Here is a 20,276-nt window from a genome sequence, read left to right as displayed (position 1 = left end):
CTAAAGGGGGAGCAAAACTCCCCCAAAGATGTAAGCTATTGTTGGAATACTATTGTACTTATTGATTATATTCTTATAAACATAATCAATAATATCCAGATCATTAGATTTAATAATTATATCATAAAATAATTGTTAAAGTTCTTGTATATCAGTTAACTTATTCAAAATCTACTAAAAGTAGATTCGGATGTAACTTTATTGAAAACATTAAAACTAAAATGATATCTAAAAATTGGGTTTTCTTCAAACTATAAGGTCATAGATCTTCAGTCTCCAAAATTACTAGATTTTTTAGAGTATTAGTAAGTTTTGGCACATCAATTTGAGAAGAATTAGTTCCAATTTAATCTCTTGCTGAAATTTCATGATATTCTCAAAAAATAAACATATTTGTCAAGTATATATTAAGTGGTTTCATTTTTTTGTATGATTTTAATGTGTAGTTAATTAATTTGATAAATTGGATGAAAATTATTTTCCATTTTGTGTAAAATTAAGTAAAATCAACAATTCTAAATTATGAAATTTGTTCAATTTAATAAAAATTGAAGGGAATTAAATATGTCTAACAAATACTACTGTATAAAACAATATGATATTACTGATTGTGGTGCAGCTTGTTTAGCAACTATATCGAAACAATATGGTTTGAAAATTTCAGTAACTAAAATCCGAGAAGTTGCAGGTACAGATAAGCAAGGCACAAATGCATATGGGGTTATTAAAGCGGCAGAACAACTAGGTTTTAGTGCAAAAGGAGTTAAAGGAAATAAAGAAGCTTTTTTTAGTGAGTTTCCATTACCTTGCATTGCGCATGTAATCGTTGATGGTGCTTTACTTCATTATGTTGTAATACATAAGATAACTAAAAAGCAGGTAATAATAGCTGATCCAGCAGAAGGTATAGTAAAGCTTACACCAGAAGAATTTTTTGGAGAGGTTAAGAAAGGTGAGGCCAAGTATCCTAAATATCAGTGGACGGGCATACTAATATTAATTATTCCTACTATATCTTTTGAAAAAGGAGATGAAACTAAAGGAATATTTCAGAGATTTTTTCATCTATTATTACCCCAGAAAAGGCTAATAATAAATGTATTTATAGCTTCATTACTATATACTCTTTTAGGGATATTGGGAGCATTTTATTTTAAAGTATTATTAGATGAAATTCTACCATCAAGTTTAGAAAAAACTTTACATATATTATCTGTAGGCATTATATTATTAAATTTATTCAAATTACTACTAAACTCATTTAGAACGCATTTATTATTATATCTGAGTCAGAAGTTAGATATAGCACTATTACTTGGATATTATAACCATATACTAGAATTACCAATGAGCTTTTTTGGGACAAGAAAGGTAGGAGAAATAGTATCAAGATTTAACGATGCTTCTAATGTAAGAGATGCTATATCTAGTGCAACTCTTACTATTATGATAGATACTCTTATGGCCATAGTAGGAGGTGCAATACTTTATTCACAAAATGCACATATGTTTGGTATAACTCTAATTATTGTACTACTATATTTAATAATCGTTTGGTCTTTTAATAAATGGTATAAAGACTTAAATAGAAATCAAATGGAGGATAATTCACAACTAACTTCATATTTAGTTGAATCTTTAAATGGAATACAAACAGTGAAAGCATATAATGCAGAGAGGAAAGCAAATTTGGAAACGGAAATTAAGTTTATTAAATTATTAAGGAGTATTTTCAAGTTGAGTTGGGTTAGCAATTTACAAGGTTCTTTAAATGGATTTATTGAATTAACTGGCGGTGTGGTTATTCTATGGGTTGGAGGCTACAATGTAATGAAAGGCAACCTTACAATTGGACAACTTATTGCATTTAATTCTTTATTAGCATATTTTTTAGATCCAGTTAAAAATCTCATAAATTTACAACCAATGATGCAGACCGCGATAGTAGCTGCTGATAGACTTGGAGAGATATTAGATTTAGAGCCAGAAAAATCTGAAAATGAAAGCAAAAAATTAAATCTTAAAAATCTTAATGGAGATATTGAGATAAGAGATGTATCTTTTAGATATGGAACAAGAAAACTTGTATTAGAGGATATAAACATATATATTAAACAAGGAGAAAAGGTTGCTTTTGTAGGAGAAAGTGGTTCAGGCAAAACAACTCTTGTGAAACTCTTATTGAATTTATATCAACCTGAAAAAGGAGATATTTTAATAAATGGAAACAATATAAAAGATATTCAAATTGAATGTCTAAGAGAAAAAATTGCATATATACCCCAAGAAACTTTCCTGTTCAGTGGAAGTATAATGAATAATTTAACTTTAGGTCTTGATGAGTCACAGCCAGAAAAAATAATTGAAGCATCTAAAATGGCACAGGCTCATGATTTTATAAATGATTTGCCATTAAGGTATGAAACGCGACTAGAAGAAAATGGATCTAATTTATCAGGAGGTCAAAGACAAAGACTAGCAATAACGAGAGCCATACTTAAAAAACCAGATATATTAATTCTTGATGAAGCAACTAGTAATCTAGACTCAATTACAGAAAGAGCAATTGAGAAAACCATAGATGAATATAGTAAAGGGATTACTACATTTATCATTGCTCATAGATTAAGCACAGTAAAAAGATGTGATAAAATATTTGTCATGGATAAGGGAAAAATTATTGAGTATGGAACTCATGACGAACTTGTTTTAGCAAGAGGGCAATATTATAAATTGATAAGTAATCAGTCGTTGGAAGAGTTGCAGGAGAGTGTTATATGAAACCAATAATTATTGATATGAAGGAGATGTCAGATAGCAAACAGGTATATGAATCAAGACCTAATCCTTTCTTTTCTATATTTATATATTCGGTACTTGTAATGCTATTCATTTCAATAGTGTGGATGTATTTTGGTGAGATAGATATTGTTATAAAAGCTCAGGGAATTATTAGACCAAATGAACATGTAAGTACTGTGCACAATCAAGTTTCAGGGGAGATTGTAGAAGTAAATGTGGAAGATGGTCAACATATAAAATATGGAGATATAATGTATATAATAGATCATTCACAACTAATAGCTGATAAAGAAGTTATAGAAGATGAACTTACTAAAACAAAAAATACAATAGAAAAATTACAGAAATATAAAAAGTCTGTAGAGAATGACAAAAATTATTTTGACAAAGATAATTTAGATGAAGAGGAATATTATATAAAATTCACTAGTTATTTATTAAACTACAAGAGCTTGGAGCACAATATCACATACGAAGGCAAGCAAATACTCCTAGAGTTAAACAACACTTTGTCAAAATTAAATGATATGAAAAAAGAAAAAGAGCTTATTTTAAAATTTGAAAAATCAATTAAAGAAGGTAAAAATCATTTTAAAAGTGATTCTGACAAAATATATTTCAATAAATATGAAAAATATATTGCTGATTATGAAGCCCTTGTAAGAGAGTATGATGATAGAAAAAAAGAAATTGAACTTAGTACATCAGAGAGGTTGTTGTTTAATTCTATTAAATATATAGAAGATAGTTTGAATGGATATAAAAAAATAATAAGTTCAGTGGAATTAGATAAAAATCTTTTTATTAATGAGAATATATATGAAAAACAGTATAGAGAATATGAAAATAAATTATGGGAATTAAAGCAGCTTTATTATCAAGCAAGAGAAATTTATGAAATAAATAAAGAGCTAGAGGATTATGGAATATCAAGACAAGAAGTAGAAAATTCAAGATTGTCAATGGAAAAGGCATTAAGTACTATTGAAGGGTATAAAATTTCATATACATTGAGTTTAGAACCTAAAATAATTGAATTAGAAAGACAGTTAGAAGAGCTTATGCTTAAAAAAGATAACTCTATAAGTAAAGAAGAATTGCTAGCACAGAATGAAGAACAGAGAGAGTTTTCAATAAATAAGTATAAGTTAGAAACTCAAGTTCAATTAGATAATCAATTAGAGCAATTAGAATTAAACATAACAAATTTAGAAGCTGTCTATAATAAATTAATGCTTGATAAGACCAAAAATTACAAGGTAGATTTTTTAGATAATAACGGAGAGAAAGAATTAGCTAGTATAGTTAATTATAAAATGACAGAGTTAAAAAATGTAATTGACAATTTAGAGAGTTATGAAAAAAATAAAGTTAGTCTAGAGAATAGTTTAAATAAAATAAATGTGGATATTGATAATGCAGTTGTTAAAGCTAAAATTAATGGAACTATCAATATGAATACTGAATTAGTTAAAGGAAATATGCTTATGAATGAGGTAAATGTTCTAACTATTATCCCAGAGGATGATACTCAATTCAAAGTTAGCATATATGTAAGTAATGATAATATTGGTAAGTTAAAAGAAGGAATGGAAGTTAAATATAATGTATATGCTTTTCCCACCAGTGAATATGGTGAAGTAATAGGCACTATAACTAAAATTTCTAAGGATATAAAAGTTGATCAAGACAATCCTACTGGATATTATTTAGTAGAAGGAAATGTTGAAAACAAGCCTTTATATGATTATAAAGGAAAGCAAGTTAATATGAAAATTGGGATGAGTTGTGAAGCACAGGTAATTACAGAAAGGAAAAAAATATTATTTTATGTATTAGAAAAGATAAATTTTTGGAGTTAATAGACATTTTATGCGTTAGGATACCAGTTAAGGAGCTTAATTATGAAGAAAAGACAATTATTTTGTTTTTTATTAATCATACCTATGATATTTAAAAGCATACCGTGCTTTGGAATTAATAATGTTGAATATAGAGACCATGAATTTGGTCAAGGTCATCATAGTATATATGCTGAAAGAACAACGTCTAAAAAAACTTTAGGTGAGCTGGTGGAATCTTTTAAGAGAAATAGTAGTAATTATCAGCAGATAGACATTAATTATGAATTAGAAGCATTGAATTACGATATATATTTACAACAGCTTGATATATTGAAAGATGAAGATTTTATACAAAGAATAGAGCTAGAACTAAAAAAAAATAATTCTAAATATTATAAGGAAAATAAAGAAGAATTAATAAATGACTCAAAAGATATCGCAGAGCTTGAATTCAAGAAAAAATGCCTATCCTTACTCATAAATGATAAAAGAATTGCTTATAGCAATGCAACAAAAAAATATTTAAAGAGTTTATTAGACATAGAAATAATTAAATTTAATAGAGGTTATACGACTAAAACAACTATAGATGATTTAAAAACTCAAATTGAGTCTATATCTTCAGAAATCAATTATTATAATAATATTAATGAACAAATATTAGCTGATATAAAATTAGAAACAGGTATTAAAGATGACTTTAGTATTGTATTTGAATATGAACATAAAAAATCTAGCTATGATAGAAATATAGTTCAAGCAAAACTTGCTAATAGGAATAACGAGACTACTATGATAAAAAATTCAATAGATGCATATGAAAAATATTTAATTGATTTAATTAATCTTTATGGTCCAGAAGACACATTAGTTCAACAAATAGAATTAAAAATAAAATCATTAAACCTTGATTTGGAAAAATCAAAAAATCAAATAAAAGTATATGCATTTCAAGTAGTTAATCAATATAACTATATATTTGATACTCTGCATGCCAAAGGTAAAGCCTTAGATGTATACAATAAAAAATATTTGGATTTATCTAAGCAATATAAAAAAGGGAAAATTCCGCTAATTGATGTATACAAGCTTTCAATGGAAAAAGAAAATATAGAGTTCGAATATTATAAGTTATACTGTGACCTTTTTATATATGATGAAATAATTACAAAAGGGATTTTAGGACAGAGTTTTGAATGAAAATAAACATATTCAAAGGATAAGTTAAATTATGCTAACTATTTTAGTATGAAAAAGTTTTGAACTGATAATATTATTAGTCTTAGGTATAAATTTTAATTAACTAGTATATATTCAAGTGGGATAGTTAATGGTGAAAATATATTAGATGTAGAAGTTTGATAGCTAATAAAAAATTAAATAGATATTAATAATCATTATGAATTCAAGAGTAAGATTAGAATAGAGAATAAACTAAATGTAAAGCTTTAAGAATATATTAGTAAGTTAAATAGCTAACTAGAATTGATAAATAATTATATTATAAATAATAGATATAGCGTAATTGTAAATATCAAATATTTTAGTAATCCAAGTATATTTAGATTTAAATCTAAGTTTTATTGCAGTAATTAGTTAAGAAAATAATTCTTTATTTTTATATATGTGTATATTATTATGAGCTTTAAAAATATTAAATGAATTGAACCGTAAGGTTTAATATAAAAATAATAAAAGGGGGATTTAATATGGAGTTAGCTTTAACAAATGATTTTCAAGAAATCACAATGGATGAAGCAATACTATTAGATGGAGGTGGTAAAATAAGTACAGCTGTTAGTACAATAAGTGGTGCTATTTCAGGAGCTAAAACAGTAGGGGCAATGGGTTCAGTAGCCGGTCCAGTAGGAACAATTATTGGGGGTGCTGCAGGTGCTATAATTGGTGGAGGTTTAAGTTATTCTGGAACTAAGATATTGGATGCATTGCCATAGATATTATTCAAAACATGAAGATTAAGAGAAAGTAAATTTTCTTAATAAGATTATTTTTACTAAAAAGGTATTATCAAAAATATTATCTTAATTTTTGATAATACCTTCTATAAATGGAGGAATTATTATGAAGAAAGTTAATAATACTGATAAGATAGAAAGTTTCAAAAAAATTTATTATAGAGATATCATTGGACATTTAATAGTATTAATTCTATTAAGTGTAATATATATATATGGATTTAAGATGAACTATATGGATTCAGTAAAAACAATAGGTGTATTATCTTTAGTTCCTTTAATTACAATGATAACTTATAAAATACTAAAAAATAAAGATAAAGATGAATTTAATAAGATTAAGATTTATACATTTATTTCTTCTTTTTCCCTATGGTTTGTCTCATCTACATATGTAAATTACATAGGTAGAGATAAAACTATGAGTTTTCAAAGGATAATAGTTTTAATAATATTTTCTTTGATTTTTTCAACTATTGTTACTAGTATATATGTTTATACAAGAACAAATTGGAATATTAAAGTAAAGAAATAACTATGACTATTACAATTTTTAGGAAAGCTGATGACCAAAGTTTCAAAAGAATTATCTATGGAACAAGAGGTATTTGTTGAGAAAGTAAAAGAAAATATAATGGGATGTAATATATTTAACTTAACTCGTTGTGCTAGTTAAAAATTACAATAATAGGGTGGAAACCCCACTTCTTCAGATAAGAAAATTAGATAGACAAAGACGAGCCAATAATTCTAATAAATATAATGAAGATGGTACTATTAAACGTGGAAATAGGGATAAATGGATTAAATCTAATAGATATATTGGAACTAGAAATAAACTAAGAGAAATACAAAGAAAACAAAGTCATGAAAAACTAGCAAATTATATATTAAGTTTAGGTAGTGAAATATATATTGAGAATATGAATTATAGAGGACTTCGGGCAAGAACAAAAGAAACGACTATAAATGAAAAGACTGGCAGATATAACAAAAAGAAAAGATTCGGTAAGAGTTTAGCAAACAAAGCACCAAGTATGCTTTTAACTATATTGGATAATAAGCTAAAATGGCATAATGAAGAATTGTTAAAAATAGATACTCATTCAATAAAAGCTAGTCAATATAATCATATAGAAGATAAATATATTAAAAAAGATTTAAATGAAAGATGGAATGATTTTGGAGAATATAAAATATAAAGAGATTTATATAGTGTATTTTTAATAATGAATGTTAAGGATAATTTAAAAGAGATAGATAGAGATTTGTGTATTGAAACATTTGACAGTTTTAAAGAATTGCATAACAAGGAAATAGAAAGAATTAAAAGTAGTAACGATAAATTAATAAATAGCATAGGAATATAAAAGTATAAATACAAAAGCGTCTTGAAACGGGTGTTATACTATCGCTAATGTGGTTATAGAGCTGCTTGATAGTGAAAGTTTTAGGGAATATAGGTAGTTTTAGTATGTTGTAGCTATATTAGATATATAGTGAGAGTATTAAAGAAATCTATACAGTACCTAAGAACCCCACTGCTTTAGCTGTGGGAGTTTCAGCACAAGATTCAGATACAATAATCGAAGAAAATGGTAAGAATTTATCTGGTGGTCAAAAACAACGCTTGGCTTTAGCAAGAGCAATTATACGTCAAGTTAAATTTATTATTATGGATGAAGGTACATCAGCATTAGATGATGAAAATGCAGTAGAAATTGAAAAAAACTTAGTATTAGCAGAAGATTTGTGTGTTATTTTTATTACGCATCACTTAAAAGATGTTATTAGAGAAAAATTGGATGATGTTTATCCAATGCAGTCAAAAGAGAAAGTAGTGTAAAAACTATTAGGATATATAGATCTAAATCAAAATCAAAAAGTTCAGGGTTAAAGTGTTAAAAATATTTTAATCTTGAACTTTTTTGTAACTTTTTATTCTTTTTTCCGAATAGATATTGGAGGGTGATGAAATGGAAATAAGAATACAAAATCTTAGCAAGAAATATAAGGATATAAAAGCTTTAAACAATATTAATTTAACTATAAATACCCCAGCTATGATTGGACTTATAGGTCCAAATGGAGCTGGGAAAAGTACATTAATGAAAATTTTAGTAGGACAACTCATACCTACAGAAGGAGATGTTTTGATAGACGGAATTTCATTAAGTAAGAGAGAAAAATATTTAAAAGAGAGGTTAGGGTATTTACCCCAAGACTTTGGATTATATGAAGAATTAAGAGTAGAGGAGTATTTAGACTATATGGCTTCTTTAAAAGGAATAAAAAGAAATAGAAAAGAAGTAATAAAAAGAGTTTTAATAACGACTAATCTTGAAGAAAAGAGCAGGATTAAAATAAAAACTCTTTCTGGAGGACAAAAACAAAGAGTTGGAATTGCCCAGGCAATACTAAATAGTCCAGAATTACTTATAGTTGATGAGCCTACAGTAGGACTTGATCCTGAAGAAAGGATAAAATTTAGAAATCTTTTTTCAGAAGACTCCATTGATAAAATAGTTATACTATCTACGCATATTATTGAAGATGTAGAATCTATATGTAATCTAATTATTGTTATAAATAAAGGAAAAGTACTTTTTATAGGGGAACCTAGCGAACTGGTAAAAAAAGCTATAGACCATGTTGGAGTTATAGAAGTTACAGGAAATAATAAAGAAAAGTTTTTAGAAAGAGAACTAAAAGGAGAATTTAAGATCACTTCTACCGTTATAACTCCTACTGGTACTAGATATAGAGTAGTATCTAGAAACTTATCTTCATCTTTTGAAAAAGTAGTTCCTTCCTTAGAAGATGCTTATATATACTGTATGTTGGAGGGGGGAGAAGATAAATATGTCTTTGTTTAAGAATGAAATTAAATTCATGTTTAAATCTAAGATTATTATATTCTTAATTATGGCTTCCTGTATCATTATGACTATAGGTATTAATTCCATAAACATGTCCAATGATTTTGATTTGTTTTATATAAGAGAATCTTCTTCAACGATTTCTTTTGGTTCAGCAAAATTTGGAGCTTCAATTTGTTCTTTATTGTTTGGCTTGTTTACCGTTTTAACTTTGGATAAGGACATGAGAAAGAGAAGTAAAGGAATTATAGAATCTAATATAAATTATTATAATTTAATGATGATTAGAATTTTAGCCATAGTTTTTTATGAAATCGTGGCGACTTTAATTGGAATGATAGTGGTAATTGCTATACAAAAGTCTTTATATACTATTCCAATTAATATTTCTTATTATTTATTTAATTATTGGATAGTACTTTTTCCGTCTCTTTTATTTTCTACATTAATAGTAAGTGGATTATATTTATTAACCAATAGTTTAGACATAAGTTTTATAACTTTAGGAGTAATTTTTATTAAAAGTTTAACTTCTCATAATTATTTACTTACATGGGTGCAGACAAATATAGATATTGTTTCAGATTTTGTAGGATTTGAACCAATAGGACATACCATTATTTATAATAGGATATTATGGATTTTTATTTGTATTTCAATATTTTGTTTAGGTCTGTTGTTTAAGAGAAGATATGGATTTAATCTAAGAAATTCATTTCTAACCAATGTAAAAAGTAAAGTACTGGTATTACTAGTTATAGCTGCCATATTGGGAAGTGGATTCATTTATATAAAAGAACCTTATACTATGGAATTAATGAGAAATTCTGAAACCATTATTGATGAAAAAGTTTATTTAAATGGTCTTAATCCTAAAATTATATTTAATAATAAAAAAAGAGAAATGAGCGGTGAGGTTTCATATAGTTTTATAAATAAAGGTTCAAATTTAATTAAATTTAATATAAATGAAGGATTAAAAATAGACTTTATAAAAGTTAATGGGAAAGAAATAGAATATAAAAAGACGAAGGATGAAAGTACCATTGAAGTGCCTGTACCTAATATAGAAAAAGTAGAAATAACTATTTCCTATGGAGGAAAAATAAAATCGGATAAAAATGGTGTGGGTAGAGGGATGCCGGGATATATTTCTAAAAATAGTATTTATCTACTTGAAAATTCCAACTGGATTTTTAGGCCTTTAGTTAAAGAAGGAGATTATATAAATATTTCGGGATATTATTCTGCACCAGATTATTTAACAATGGTAACGCCAGGAAAACTTATAGATGTAGAAACAAAAGGTGGTACGAGAAAATGGATGTTTGAATATGAATCCCATACTGCAGATATAGGAGCCTTTGGAGGTAAATATAAAAAGTCTGAGTTTACCTTTCAAAACATGACTGTAGAGTTTTATTATTCTCCTAAACATGAAGAATATGTAGAAAGTATGAAGATAGAAGAACATATAAAAAATATAATGAAATATTATACTGAAAATATTGGAGAGTATTATTCTGAAACGTATCCTTTAAAGATTGCCGAGGTTGCTTTGTATAAGCGAGGAGGACATTCATCAGAGAATGTTATAACTATTTCTGAGAATATGTTAAATCGTGATAAAGATATGTACTCATTAATAGATGATAATGGGAAGATTGAGCCTATGGACATAAGCATGAAGACAGATATTTTTGTAAAGGATATAAGTCTTATAGCTCATGAAATGGCACATCAGTGGTGGGGGACAGGAGTTAATGTAGTTGAGAGTAGTCCTTGGTCGAGTGAAGGACTTGCTCAATATTTTTCCTATAAATATATACAAAATGAATTTGGAGATATGGTATCAAATATGGAGCTAAGTAGATGGGAAAATCGTGTAAGAGAATTAAAAAATTATTACTATATAAACAATAGTGAAATGTTGGACAAAGTGAACGAGAAATATAGGAAATCTCTAGAAATGGAAAAGATTCAGAGTGAACTATATTATTTAATGCCTATTAAGTTATTAAAGGGAGAAGAAATTTTAGGAGAAAAAGGATTTTTAAATGAACTAGAAAAAGTATATAAAAAGTATCTATCTAAAGATTTAACTTATGAGGCGTTTCTAAGAGAAATGAATCTTTCCAAGGAGGATATAGAAATTGAATAATATTAATTTATTAAAGTATGAGATTAAAAAAATTATAATGTCAAAGAAATATTTTTATATGATTTTCTTAGTAATGGCATTGACTTATGATTCACTAACTAGATTGATAACAGGGGGATATTATGGGACTGCTCCATTTTCAGAATGGAGTTATACCTTTTTTATTCAATTAACTTCACCTTTAGTAATAAGTGTTATGATATTTATGATGACTAATATTTTTAATGAAAAAGAGTTAAGAGCAAGAAAAATATTGTTTTCAGCACCAATATCCCAAGGTAAGTATTATCTATTAAAATCTACTTCTATAATAGTCATGTTTATAATAACAGCATTGATTCCTATTATTATGAGTTTTATATATTATAAAGTTCTATTCAATTATAATGAATTTTCAACATTCATAAGACCTATTGCATTGTTTTTTATACCTTCTTTTATATTCTTTTTAGGATTAAGTATGACTTTGGGAAAAATAAATATAAAATTATTATATGGATTAATTCCTATTACTTTTTTATTAGGGACTATAGATACAACAAATATTTTGCCACAATGGTTAGATATATTTGGAGCCCATTTTTTAAAAATATCCACGTTTGCAGAGCTTTTTGGAAGAGAGAAGGAAGTCATGTCTCTAAATATACCAAACTCTTTTATTTATAGCAGACTTACATTTATATCTTTAGGTATTTTATTTTTAATATATACATGTATAAAAACTGAAAAAGAATAAAATGGGATTTGCTTATACAATTAAAAATATAGAAATACAGGAGGTGAAAAAGTGGATGAACAGTTACAATTATTAAAGGATGGAAATGAAGAGGCTTTTGAAGAATTTGTTCTTAAATATAGAAAAGAAGCTGTGAACTTTGCATTGAATATACTCAAAGATTATTATGCAGCGGAAGATATTGTTCAAGATAGTTTTGCCATCTTTTATGTATATAGAGAAAGACTGAAAAATTATAGTACATTGAAATCTTATTTATTCTCTATTATACACAATAAGTCTGTAGATTACATTAGAAAAAATAATAGAAATATTTACACCAATTATGATACTTCTTCCACTATTTCTCCTGAAGAAATTGTTATAAACAAAGAAAAAGAAGAAAATTTTATGAAGAGTTTTAATAAATTAGATGAAAATCAAAAAAACATACTTTATTTATATGCATTTCAGCAAATGTCTTATAAGGAGATTTCAGAGGTGTTGGAAATGAGTTTAGCTAAAGTGAAGATCACTATTTTTAGGGCAAGAAAAAAATTAAAAGCCTTATATGCTGAAAAATGAAATTAAAAGGAGGCAGAATTTATGAGACCTTGTGAAGATAATCGGCAATATTTAAATGAAGTATGGAGAAAAGTAAGAATACAGGAGTATGATAGATATCAATTAGAAAAAATAAAACAAAACAAAAGAATATTAAGAAAGATAGAAATAAGGCTATTTTGCTTAATATTTGGAAGTTTAGCTTTTATAAGCTTGATACTATACTTTATATTAGGATTAAGTATGGAATGGTTAAGTATATGTGTACCAGCATTTTTATTAGGAGCTCAAGTATATGAATATTGGAGTATCAAAGAAACTAAAAGGAGGATTTACTGTGAAAATTGAAATTAGAGAATTGATAAAAGACTATGAATCTTATAGAGCTTTAGAAAATATAAATCTTACCTTTGATGAAGGGATACATGGGCTTTTAGGACCTAATGGAGCTGGAAAGACAACTCTTATTAGAATTTTATCCACATTATTACCTAAGACATCTGGAGAAGTCTATTATGATAGTATAAGAGTGGAAAATAAAGAGGAAATACGAAAGATAATAGGATATCTTCCACAAGAATTTTCCTTTTATCCAAATTTCACGGTTTATGAAACACTAGATTACTTTGCTTCTCTATCCAATATAAGATTAAATAGAAGAGAAATATTAGATAGATTAGAAATGGTACATCTACAAGACTTATGGAAGGTAAAGACAAAGGCACTTTCAGGAGGAATGAAAAGAAGACTAGGTATTGCTGTAGCAATAGTAGGAGATCCAGAAGTATTGATTGTAGATGAGCCTACGGCAGGTCTTGATCCAGAGGAAAGAATAAGGGTTAGGAATATGCTTTCTGAATTTGGAAAGACAAAAACTGTACTATTATCAACCCATATTGTTGAAGATATTGCTTTAAGTTGTAAAAGTCTTTCTATTCTCAATAAAGGAAAGGTTATTTATAATGGAACAGTAAAAGATGTAATAAAAAACGCTGATGGATATGTATGGAATCTAACTGCGGATGTAGAAGAATTTCATCAATTTATGGACAAGTACAATGTTATTTCATCCATAATAGATGAGGATAAAATTTCCTTAAGAATATTATCAAAGGAGAAACCCTCTCTAAATGCTATTAATATTTCTCCAACTTTAGAAGATGCATATATGAAACTTATAAAGGAGGTGTAGGAATAGAGTGTTTAGAAAAATATTTTTAAAGCAAATAAAGGAACAAACTAAAAGTCTAAGTATATTGATTCTAATAGTATCTATATTCCTGTTTTATTATACTCAATTTATAGGAGATATAAAAAGAGATGGTATAAAGCCCATGCCTCCTAGGTTTAAATATAGTGTTGCTAATGATTTAGTTATAAAGGGAGTTACATTAGAAGATCATATTGAATATGCCTATAATACTATGAAGGCTGATTATGATTCAGGTGATACTCTAAGAATTAAGGGAATAAATATGTTCTATGAAAAAATAAACGAAGAACAAATGCAATTTCTAAAAGAAACAATAAAAGAAATGGAAAGTATAAGTTTTCAAACTAATGATGAATATGATGTATTTATAGATAAAGTAGATAAAGCTTTAGGTGGAAATACGGTATATAGTAATGAAAATAATTTTTCGTCTATTATTCGTAGTAGATATTATGATGAAGATATAGAGCTATATAATGCTATACTTAAAGAAGATAAGGTGACTAATGCCTATGGAAGACTCTTTGCAGATTATATAGGAATTGCTATAAGTTTTTTTACTGTATTTATAACTGCTTTTACTCTTATAAAAGACAGAAGATACAATACTAATGAGCTTATATATACTACTAGAGTTTCATCCTATAAATATATTATAGGAAAATATTTAGGAGATATAACAGCTGCAATTTTAATAGTATTTTTAGTAGCAGGTCATGCAACATGGATGTTTCATGATTTTTCAAAGGTAACAGGAGATCCTATTTCTTATACAGCATTTTTTAAATATTCTATACTATGGATTTTCCCTACTATTATGTTTGTAACTTCTTTAAGTTATGTACTTCAACTTATATTTGATAATGGGATAGTCCCTATTATAGCTCAGTTTTTTTACTGGATGTACAGTATGACTCCACTAACACCAGAAGGAGTTCAGCCTACAAAATATTTTATAAGGTTTAATAGAGCTGTTTCTTACTCTCAATTTCAGCCTCTTATTAAGGATATATATTTAAATAGAACTCTATTTATTATATTTTCTTTAGTATTGTTATTTTTAGCTATAAAAATATGGGAGAGAAAGAGAGGGAATATAAATAGTGGATTTAAAGTTGGAAAAAAAGGTATTTTACAATAATATAAGAATAGTTTCATTTAATATTATAGCTTTAGCTCTAGTATATATAGGAGCTATTTATTTAATGGTCGATAAAATCAGCCTATCAGAAGATGGTGTAATCTTTATTGGAGAACAACTTCTATCCCCTCTTGGAATAGCTATATTTGTTAGAATTGCTTTAATTGAGCATGAGTATGGAGTAGATGAAATAGTTTATTCAAAGATATATTCTTATTGGAAAACTGTTCTTTATAGAATTGTTATTATATCAATACAATTACTTTTAGTATTAGTTATTGCATTTATTCCATTAAAATTTATTGGAGTAGATTTTAAGATTGTTACTATTCTATTTGGAAGCTATGTAACTTCCTTTTACCTAGGAACTATTGGAATGATATCAGCCTATATAACTAAGCAAATATCTGTTGGTGTCCTAATTCCATTTCTCTATTATTTCTTTGAAATGTTTTCAAAAGGAAGGTTTACAAAGAGTTTTTATTTATTCGGAATGATGAAGGAAAACTATACAAGTAAAATCAAACTGTTTTTTATAGCCATAATTCTTATAGGTCTATGTCTTTGGATTATAGAAAAAGAAAGTTAAATAAATAGGATACATTTAAAAAATGGTTATCTGATATAATTAATAGAAAAGAATGAAGAGTGAATTAGTAAAATAATTAGCACTAGATGGGAAGATATAGTAAATATGAAAGTAATGATGTAATGATAAAAAAAGGAGTAAAGTTCTCAACTTTCATTTAAGTTGATAAGGTGAAATTTCTTTGTAGTTGTAAAAAAATATTAAGTGAGTCGAAGAATTTTCCTCGACTCACTATTTTCTGAAAGAATTTAATAATCTTATATAATGGTTAGCCTCTCTTAAAACATGATCCCCAAGAAGAGGAACCATAATGGACCTAATCTTACACTGGATTAGACCTTCAGTTCCAGCTGCTTTAAAATCCTTTATACCTAGAGTTGCTTTTAAACTTTTCTCAACAATATTTTTTTCATTATCTTTAATTGATTCTTCAATGATTTTCTTAAATAATTCGGCAAAATCATTTGCAGTTTTTATAAGCTTATCTTCAGTTGGATCTAATAATCCCCTTATAAATAAAGCATGCTCTTTCATAATTACATTCCAAAAGTCTGTATCTTCAATAATGTTATCATTTGGAATAGTTTTCTTTTGAAGAGATTTTAGTGTTTCTAAATAGAGCCTTGCTTCTCTTAAAATATGATCAATAAGAAGTGGATAAAGATAAGTAAACATCTTACAATCTAATACACGACTTAAGACGTCTTCTTTAAAATTTATAACTTCTTTTACTAAATTTATAGCTCTTTCATTAATGCTGTAAACTTTTGATTCTAACCATTCAGTATAGTCAAATTTGGGATCTGATGTTAATTTAAGCTCAGCTAAAGTTATATTAGTGTTTATACAGGAACCTGAAAGATTTTGAGTAATTTGTTCAGCTCTTAAAGTAAAACGCGTCACTATCTCATCTGATTTTAAAACTTTATTACTTACTGCACCATTGGCAAAAATAACTGTTTCGCTTAGCAACTCTTCAAAGCTTCTTTTTAACTGATTAGCGTCTATTATATATTCACTATCTATTACTGGAAAAGCAGTTTCCATAAATATCATATGTTCTTTCATTATCCTTTGAAAAAATAAGTTTACTTCTAGAGACATCTTTATAAAGTCTTTTCTAGACAACAAAACAATTCCCCCTCTTGACAGTAGTATCTAATATATAATATTAAATAAATATGAATTTATGATTGTTTTCTAGTTAAAATTTTATTTGTTATTAAAAAATATATAAGTGATAATTAAAAAATCTGACGGAGAATTTTCTCCGTCAGATTTTTTATAGTGATATACTCATTAATCTAAAATGCAATAATGGAAATCTTTACCATTCAATGGAAATCATAGACTCATCTATAGATGATAAATCTTTAGCACCAGTCAATATCATGGCTTGAAGTAGTTGGTTCTTCATGTCTTCAATTATTAATGAAACTCCTTCCTTATATCCGCCAAAAGCGCCAAAAATTATAGGTCTGCCTACTAAAACAGCGTCTGCTCCTAAAGCAATCATCTTAAATACATCTACTCCTGAACGGATTCCACCGTCTACAAGAACCATAATCTTGCCTTTAACAGACTTACTTATTTCAGGCAGTACCTTTGCTGTAGATTGGCAATGGTCTAATATTCTGCCACCATGATTTGAGACAACTATGGCTTTTGCCCCGACTTCTACTGCTAAAAGAGCTTCTTCTTTTGTCATTACACCTTTTAATATAAAAGGTAAATTAGTAGAAGAAATAATTTCTTTTAACTCTTCTACAGTTTTTGGACCAACGGGAGTACCTTTTAAAGCCATTGTAATTAGTCCGGCACCGTCAATATCCATTCCTACAGCAATAGTTTTTGTTTCCTCTGCTTTTTTTATGGATTCAATAACAACTTCATTTTCTTTAGGTTTAAGAATAGCTACACCTTTTCCATTTACTTTTTTAAGAGCTTCAAGTCCGCTTTCATATAGAGTTGGATCGGCAGAATCTCCTATCATAGCTATAGTACCAGCATCTAAACTTCCGTTTACTGCACTATCTATATATTCTTCCTCAGTTAATGCACCACCCATATTAAAGGCACTGCCAGTTATTGGAGCAGCAATTATAGGAATATCTAATTTTGTATTGAAAAAATCAAAGGTCAAATCTGGATTCTTTGCATTATGAATAGTCTTTAATTTTAATTTAACCTTACTTAAATCTTCTACATTACTCTTAAAACTAGATCCCGTTAAGGAACCACCCATACCAGGAACTTCTCCTGCACAAGCTATTCCATTACATACTGGGCATACTCTGCAATAACCTTTCATCTTTTCTCTAGCTACATTTTTGACTTCCTTTAAGTTCATTTTATTTGCACCTCTATCATTTTTCTTTTATATAACCATACTTATTCCATTATACAAGAGAATAGTGGCAATTTAAAGGGTTAAAAGGCAATTTATAGAATATAAAACAATGAATCAAAGACCAAGTCTTTGATTCATTGTTTCTCTTATACTATCGTTAATTTTATTACCATTCTTACCTAATTCTCCTCTAAATTCTTTTATTATATCGGCAAAATAAGAATAACTATATTCATTAACTACTTCGTTGAATTGGTCTAATACTTCTTTTTTCATTACATTAGTTTCATAGTTAAAATGAGGATCATGGTTATCTCCGTAAAGGAAAACGAATATATAATTTTTATAAAGCTCATCTACTTTAGACAATAAGCTTGAATAAGGATAAATCATTTTATAGTTTTCAAGACTTATAATTCTTTCTGCTAATTTTTCTAAAGAAATAGTTAAAGCTCCATCATTTAAATAAGGTAAATTTGTATCAAGAGCTAGAATTTTTAAATAATCAACATATTCATTGGTAATTTTCTTTCCAAAGGTATCTATAAATTTTTGGTTATCAATTACAAAGTAATACATGCCTTCAGAAGATGCTAATTTATAGCCTAAAGTAATATTGTTTATTAGATATTGTTTTAGTTCTGGTTCATCTATTAAGATTTTTTCTCTTTTTAAGTATTCAATATCGTTAAACTTGTTTAATGTTAGACCATATTTTTTTGTTAGATAATCATAATTATTGACTTTATCATATTTAGCAAATAAATTTTCCAATTCCGTATTTTTATCTGAAAGCATATTTTCAAGCTTAGAAATATAAGCTTGAAGAAGTTCAGTATTGTCAAGCTTAGATAATTTATCTTGGCTTTCAAAGATATAATTGAAGGATTCAAGTAAATTACTATCCATTAAATTTTTAGCTTGTTGAAATACATCTTTATCTGAAGGAATAGTAGATAAATCTTTTCTTTCAAAATCTACTATAGTGCCTCCATCTTTGCCATCCCATTTATACCAAAGCGTAATTTTATCTGAGCCAACAGAACTTGAATCTTCAGTTTCTGGGTCTATAATATATATACTAAATTCTAGAATTCCATCATTATCTATATCTTTTATTTCATTACTTGTATAAACAGATATTAAAGGGAGTTTTTTTTCATTCAATATTTCTTTAAGCTTTCCATCTTTAAGTATGAATCCATAGGTTATTCCGGAATGAGCTCCTACTTGGTTATTAAGTAATAGTCCATTTTGATTTTTAGCAATTTTACCAATGACTATTTGATAATTGGTGTTATCATAGTTCATGGCAATCTTGTCTATAATTTTATATTTTTCTCCATTGAACTTATAAATTTCAAGAGAACCTTCGTCGTTAACATCATCTGGATTCCTTTGTTTAAATACGGCTAGCTCAGGAATAGTATCTCCATCTAAATCTCCAATAGCGTAATGAGTTTCTTCAAAAGTATTATTTGGAGTTAATTCTTTACCTAGTTTGTTCATATGTTCCATATATCCTTGGTCTTTCAGAAAATTATATCCATTGCCTTTAGATGTAATTATTTCTTTAATTGATTGCTCTAAAGTTAAATTGGAAGGAAGACTTTTTTTCTTTGTACAACTTATTATTAAGATTCCTATTATTAAAACTAATATAACAAAAGTTGTTTTTCTTCTCATTAAACCTACTCCTTTCTAAATATATTATAGCTATTAAATGGAAGAAATAGGTGACAAACAAGTTACAAACAGTTAACAAAGTAAAGTTTTTTTAGAATTTAAGTCATTAAAATCACAAACAATATAAAAAAGATAAAAAAATCTTTTAATTGTTTATTATATAGTGAACAATATATAAAAACAATGATAAATAACCCTTGACTTATATAAACTATATTGATAATATTTAATTAGAAAATACAGTTGTAGCTCATATATTTCCCATAATAGGGTTGGGAAGTTTCTACTAAATGACCGTGAATCATTTAACTATGAGTGGAAGTGTACCTAGGGTTCCGAAGGATTATCCTTGCTGG

At 27.2% G+C, this 20,276-nt stretch carries 19 protein-coding genes and 1 riboswitch; of the genes, 16 read left to right on the top strand and 3 right to left on the bottom strand.

Annotated features, from left to right (window positions below; translation table 11 throughout):
* Positions 1-564: 564 nt before the first annotated feature.
* The 16 genes from KQI42_RS00485 to KQI42_RS00415 all read left to right on the top strand — a co-directional run bounded on the left by KQI42_RS00485 (position 565) and on the right by KQI42_RS00415 (position 15,884).
* Positions 565-2,781, top strand: a complete 2,217-nt coding sequence (locus KQI42_RS00485) for a peptidase domain-containing ABC transporter (RefSeq protein ID WP_216515690.1) — start codon at positions 565-567, stop codon at positions 2,779-2,781.
* A complete protein-coding gene (locus KQI42_RS00480; protein ID WP_216515687.1) occupies positions 2,778-4,664 on the top strand; it encodes a beta-barrel domain-containing protein in 1,887 nt (628 codons plus the stop codon). The genes KQI42_RS00485 and KQI42_RS00480 overlap by 4 nt, the downstream gene beginning before the upstream one ends.
* Before the next feature lie 42 nt (positions 4,665-4,706).
* On the top strand, positions 4,707-5,846 hold the full coding sequence (locus KQI42_RS00475; protein WP_216515685.1) for a TolC family protein: 1,140 nt from the start codon (positions 4,707-4,709) through the stop codon (positions 5,844-5,846).
* Positions 5,847-6,355: 509 nt separating this feature from the next.
* Positions 6,356-6,601, top strand: a complete 246-nt coding sequence (locus KQI42_RS00470) for a Blp family class II bacteriocin (protein ID WP_216515683.1) — start codon at positions 6,356-6,358, stop codon at positions 6,599-6,601.
* 127 nt (positions 6,602-6,728) lie between these two features.
* Complete coding sequence (locus tag KQI42_RS00465; RefSeq protein ID WP_216515680.1) at positions 6,729-7,157, top strand: hypothetical protein; 429 nt, start codon at positions 6,729-6,731, stop codon at positions 7,155-7,157.
* A gap of 130 nt (positions 7,158-7,287) precedes the next feature.
* Complete coding sequence (locus tag KQI42_RS00460; RefSeq protein WP_246565983.1) at positions 7,288-7,824, top strand: hypothetical protein; 537 nt, start codon at positions 7,288-7,290, stop codon at positions 7,822-7,824.
* Between the two features lie 27 nt (positions 7,825-7,851).
* Positions 7,852-7,992, top strand: coding sequence for a hypothetical protein (locus KQI42_RS20775; protein ID WP_246565982.1), 141 nt, complete (start codon positions 7,852-7,854; stop codon positions 7,990-7,992).
* A 182-nt stretch (positions 7,993-8,174) separates the two neighbouring features.
* A complete protein-coding gene (locus tag KQI42_RS00455) occupies positions 8,175-8,468 on the top strand; it encodes an ATP-binding cassette domain-containing protein (RefSeq protein WP_216515678.1) in 294 nt (97 codons plus the stop codon).
* 130 nt (positions 8,469-8,598) lie between these two features.
* Positions 8,599-9,498 carry an ABC transporter ATP-binding protein gene (locus KQI42_RS00450; protein ID WP_216515676.1) on the top strand — a complete coding sequence of 300 codons (900 nt, stop codon included), beginning with the start codon at positions 8,599-8,601 and terminating at the stop codon, positions 9,496-9,498.
* Positions 9,485-11,662, top strand: a complete 2,178-nt coding sequence (locus tag KQI42_RS00445; RefSeq protein WP_216515674.1) for a M1 family aminopeptidase — start codon at positions 9,485-9,487, stop codon at positions 11,660-11,662. Before KQI42_RS00450 ends, KQI42_RS00445 begins: the two co-directional genes overlap by 14 nt.
* Positions 11,655-12,398, top strand: coding sequence for a hypothetical protein (locus KQI42_RS00440; RefSeq protein ID WP_216515672.1), 744 nt, complete (start codon positions 11,655-11,657; stop codon positions 12,396-12,398). The genes KQI42_RS00445 and KQI42_RS00440 overlap by 8 nt, the downstream gene beginning before the upstream one ends.
* Before the next feature lie 51 nt (positions 12,399-12,449).
* Complete coding sequence (locus KQI42_RS00435) at positions 12,450-12,962, top strand: RNA polymerase sigma factor (RefSeq protein WP_216515671.1); 513 nt, start codon at positions 12,450-12,452, stop codon at positions 12,960-12,962.
* Positions 12,963-12,983: 21 nt separating this feature from the next.
* A complete protein-coding gene (locus KQI42_RS00430) occupies positions 12,984-13,289 on the top strand; it encodes a hypothetical protein (RefSeq protein WP_216515670.1) in 306 nt (101 codons plus the stop codon).
* The gene (locus KQI42_RS00425) at positions 13,279-14,133 is read left to right on the top strand and encodes an ABC transporter ATP-binding protein (protein WP_216515669.1); all 855 of its coding nucleotides are present in this window, start codon (positions 13,279-13,281) and stop codon (positions 14,131-14,133) included. Before KQI42_RS00430 ends, KQI42_RS00425 begins: the two co-directional genes overlap by 11 nt.
* Before the next feature lie 7 nt (positions 14,134-14,140).
* On the top strand, positions 14,141-15,295 hold the full coding sequence (locus KQI42_RS00420) for an ABC transporter permease (RefSeq protein WP_216515668.1): 1,155 nt from the start codon (positions 14,141-14,143) through the stop codon (positions 15,293-15,295).
* A complete protein-coding gene (locus KQI42_RS00415) occupies positions 15,258-15,884 on the top strand; it encodes a hypothetical protein (protein WP_216515667.1) in 627 nt (208 codons plus the stop codon). The genes KQI42_RS00420 and KQI42_RS00415 overlap by 38 nt, the downstream gene beginning before the upstream one ends.
* A gap of 231 nt (positions 15,885-16,115) precedes the next feature.
* Here KQI42_RS00415 and KQI42_RS00410 read toward each other — a convergent pair whose 3' ends face one another.
* From KQI42_RS00410 to KQI42_RS00400, 3 genes are all read right to left on the bottom strand, one after another.
* Positions 16,116-17,015: a DUF2935 domain-containing protein gene (locus KQI42_RS00410; protein ID WP_216515665.1), complete on the bottom strand. Its 900-nt coding sequence runs from the start codon at positions 17,013-17,015 to the stop codon at positions 16,116-16,118.
* Between the two features lie 196 nt (positions 17,016-17,211).
* Positions 17,212-18,234, bottom strand: coding sequence for an alpha-hydroxy-acid oxidizing protein (locus KQI42_RS00405; protein WP_216515663.1), 1,023 nt, complete (start codon positions 18,232-18,234; stop codon positions 17,212-17,214).
* Positions 18,235-18,348: 114 nt separating this feature from the next.
* Positions 18,349-19,920, bottom strand: coding sequence for a hypothetical protein (locus KQI42_RS00400; protein WP_216515661.1), 1,572 nt, complete (start codon positions 19,918-19,920; stop codon positions 18,349-18,351).
* A 230-nt stretch (positions 19,921-20,150) separates the two neighbouring features.
* Positions 20,151-20,252, top strand: a riboswitch (purine riboswitch).
* Positions 20,253-20,276: the final 24 nt, after the last annotated feature.

This window comes from Tissierella simiarum, from assembly GCF_018917865.1.
Classification (GTDB): domain Bacteria; phylum Bacillota; class Clostridia; order Tissierellales; family Tissierellaceae; genus Tissierella_C; species Tissierella_C simiarum.
The sequence above is the reverse complement of the archived record's forward strand: the minus strand, read 5'-3'. Positions and strand labels throughout refer to the sequence as shown.

Bases quoted from the DNA above. Each gene is read 5' to 3' on its own strand.
- KQI42_RS00485 (WP_216515690.1), top strand. From the start codon at position 565: ATGTCTAACAAATACTACTGTATAAAACAATATGATATTACTGATTGT.
- KQI42_RS00480 (WP_216515687.1), top strand. From the start codon at position 2,778: ATGAAACCAATAATTATTGATATGAAGGAGATGTCAGATAGCAAACAG.
- KQI42_RS00475 (WP_216515685.1), top strand. From the start codon at position 4,707: ATGAAGAAAAGACAATTATTTTGTTTTTTATTAATCATACCTATGATA.
- KQI42_RS00470 (WP_216515683.1), top strand. From the start codon at position 6,356: ATGGAGTTAGCTTTAACAAATGATTTTCAAGAAATCACAATGGATGAA.
- KQI42_RS00465 (WP_216515680.1), top strand. From the start codon at position 6,729: ATGAAGAAAGTTAATAATACTGATAAGATAGAAAGTTTCAAAAAAATT.
- KQI42_RS20775 (WP_246565982.1), top strand. From the start codon at position 7,852: ATGAATGTTAAGGATAATTTAAAAGAGATAGATAGAGATTTGTGTATT.
- KQI42_RS00450 (WP_216515676.1), top strand. From the start codon at position 8,599: ATGGAAATAAGAATACAAAATCTTAGCAAGAAATATAAGGATATAAAA.
- KQI42_RS00445 (WP_216515674.1), top strand. From the start codon at position 9,485: ATGTCTTTGTTTAAGAATGAAATTAAATTCATGTTTAAATCTAAGATT.
- KQI42_RS00430 (WP_216515670.1), top strand. From the start codon at position 12,984: ATGAGACCTTGTGAAGATAATCGGCAATATTTAAATGAAGTATGGAGA.
- KQI42_RS00405 (WP_216515663.1), bottom strand. From the start codon at position 18,234: ATGAACTTAAAGGAAGTCAAAAATGTAGCTAGAGAAAAGATGAAAGGT.
- KQI42_RS00400 (WP_216515661.1), bottom strand. From the start codon at position 19,920: ATGAGAAGAAAAACAACTTTTGTTATATTAGTTTTAATAATAGGAATC.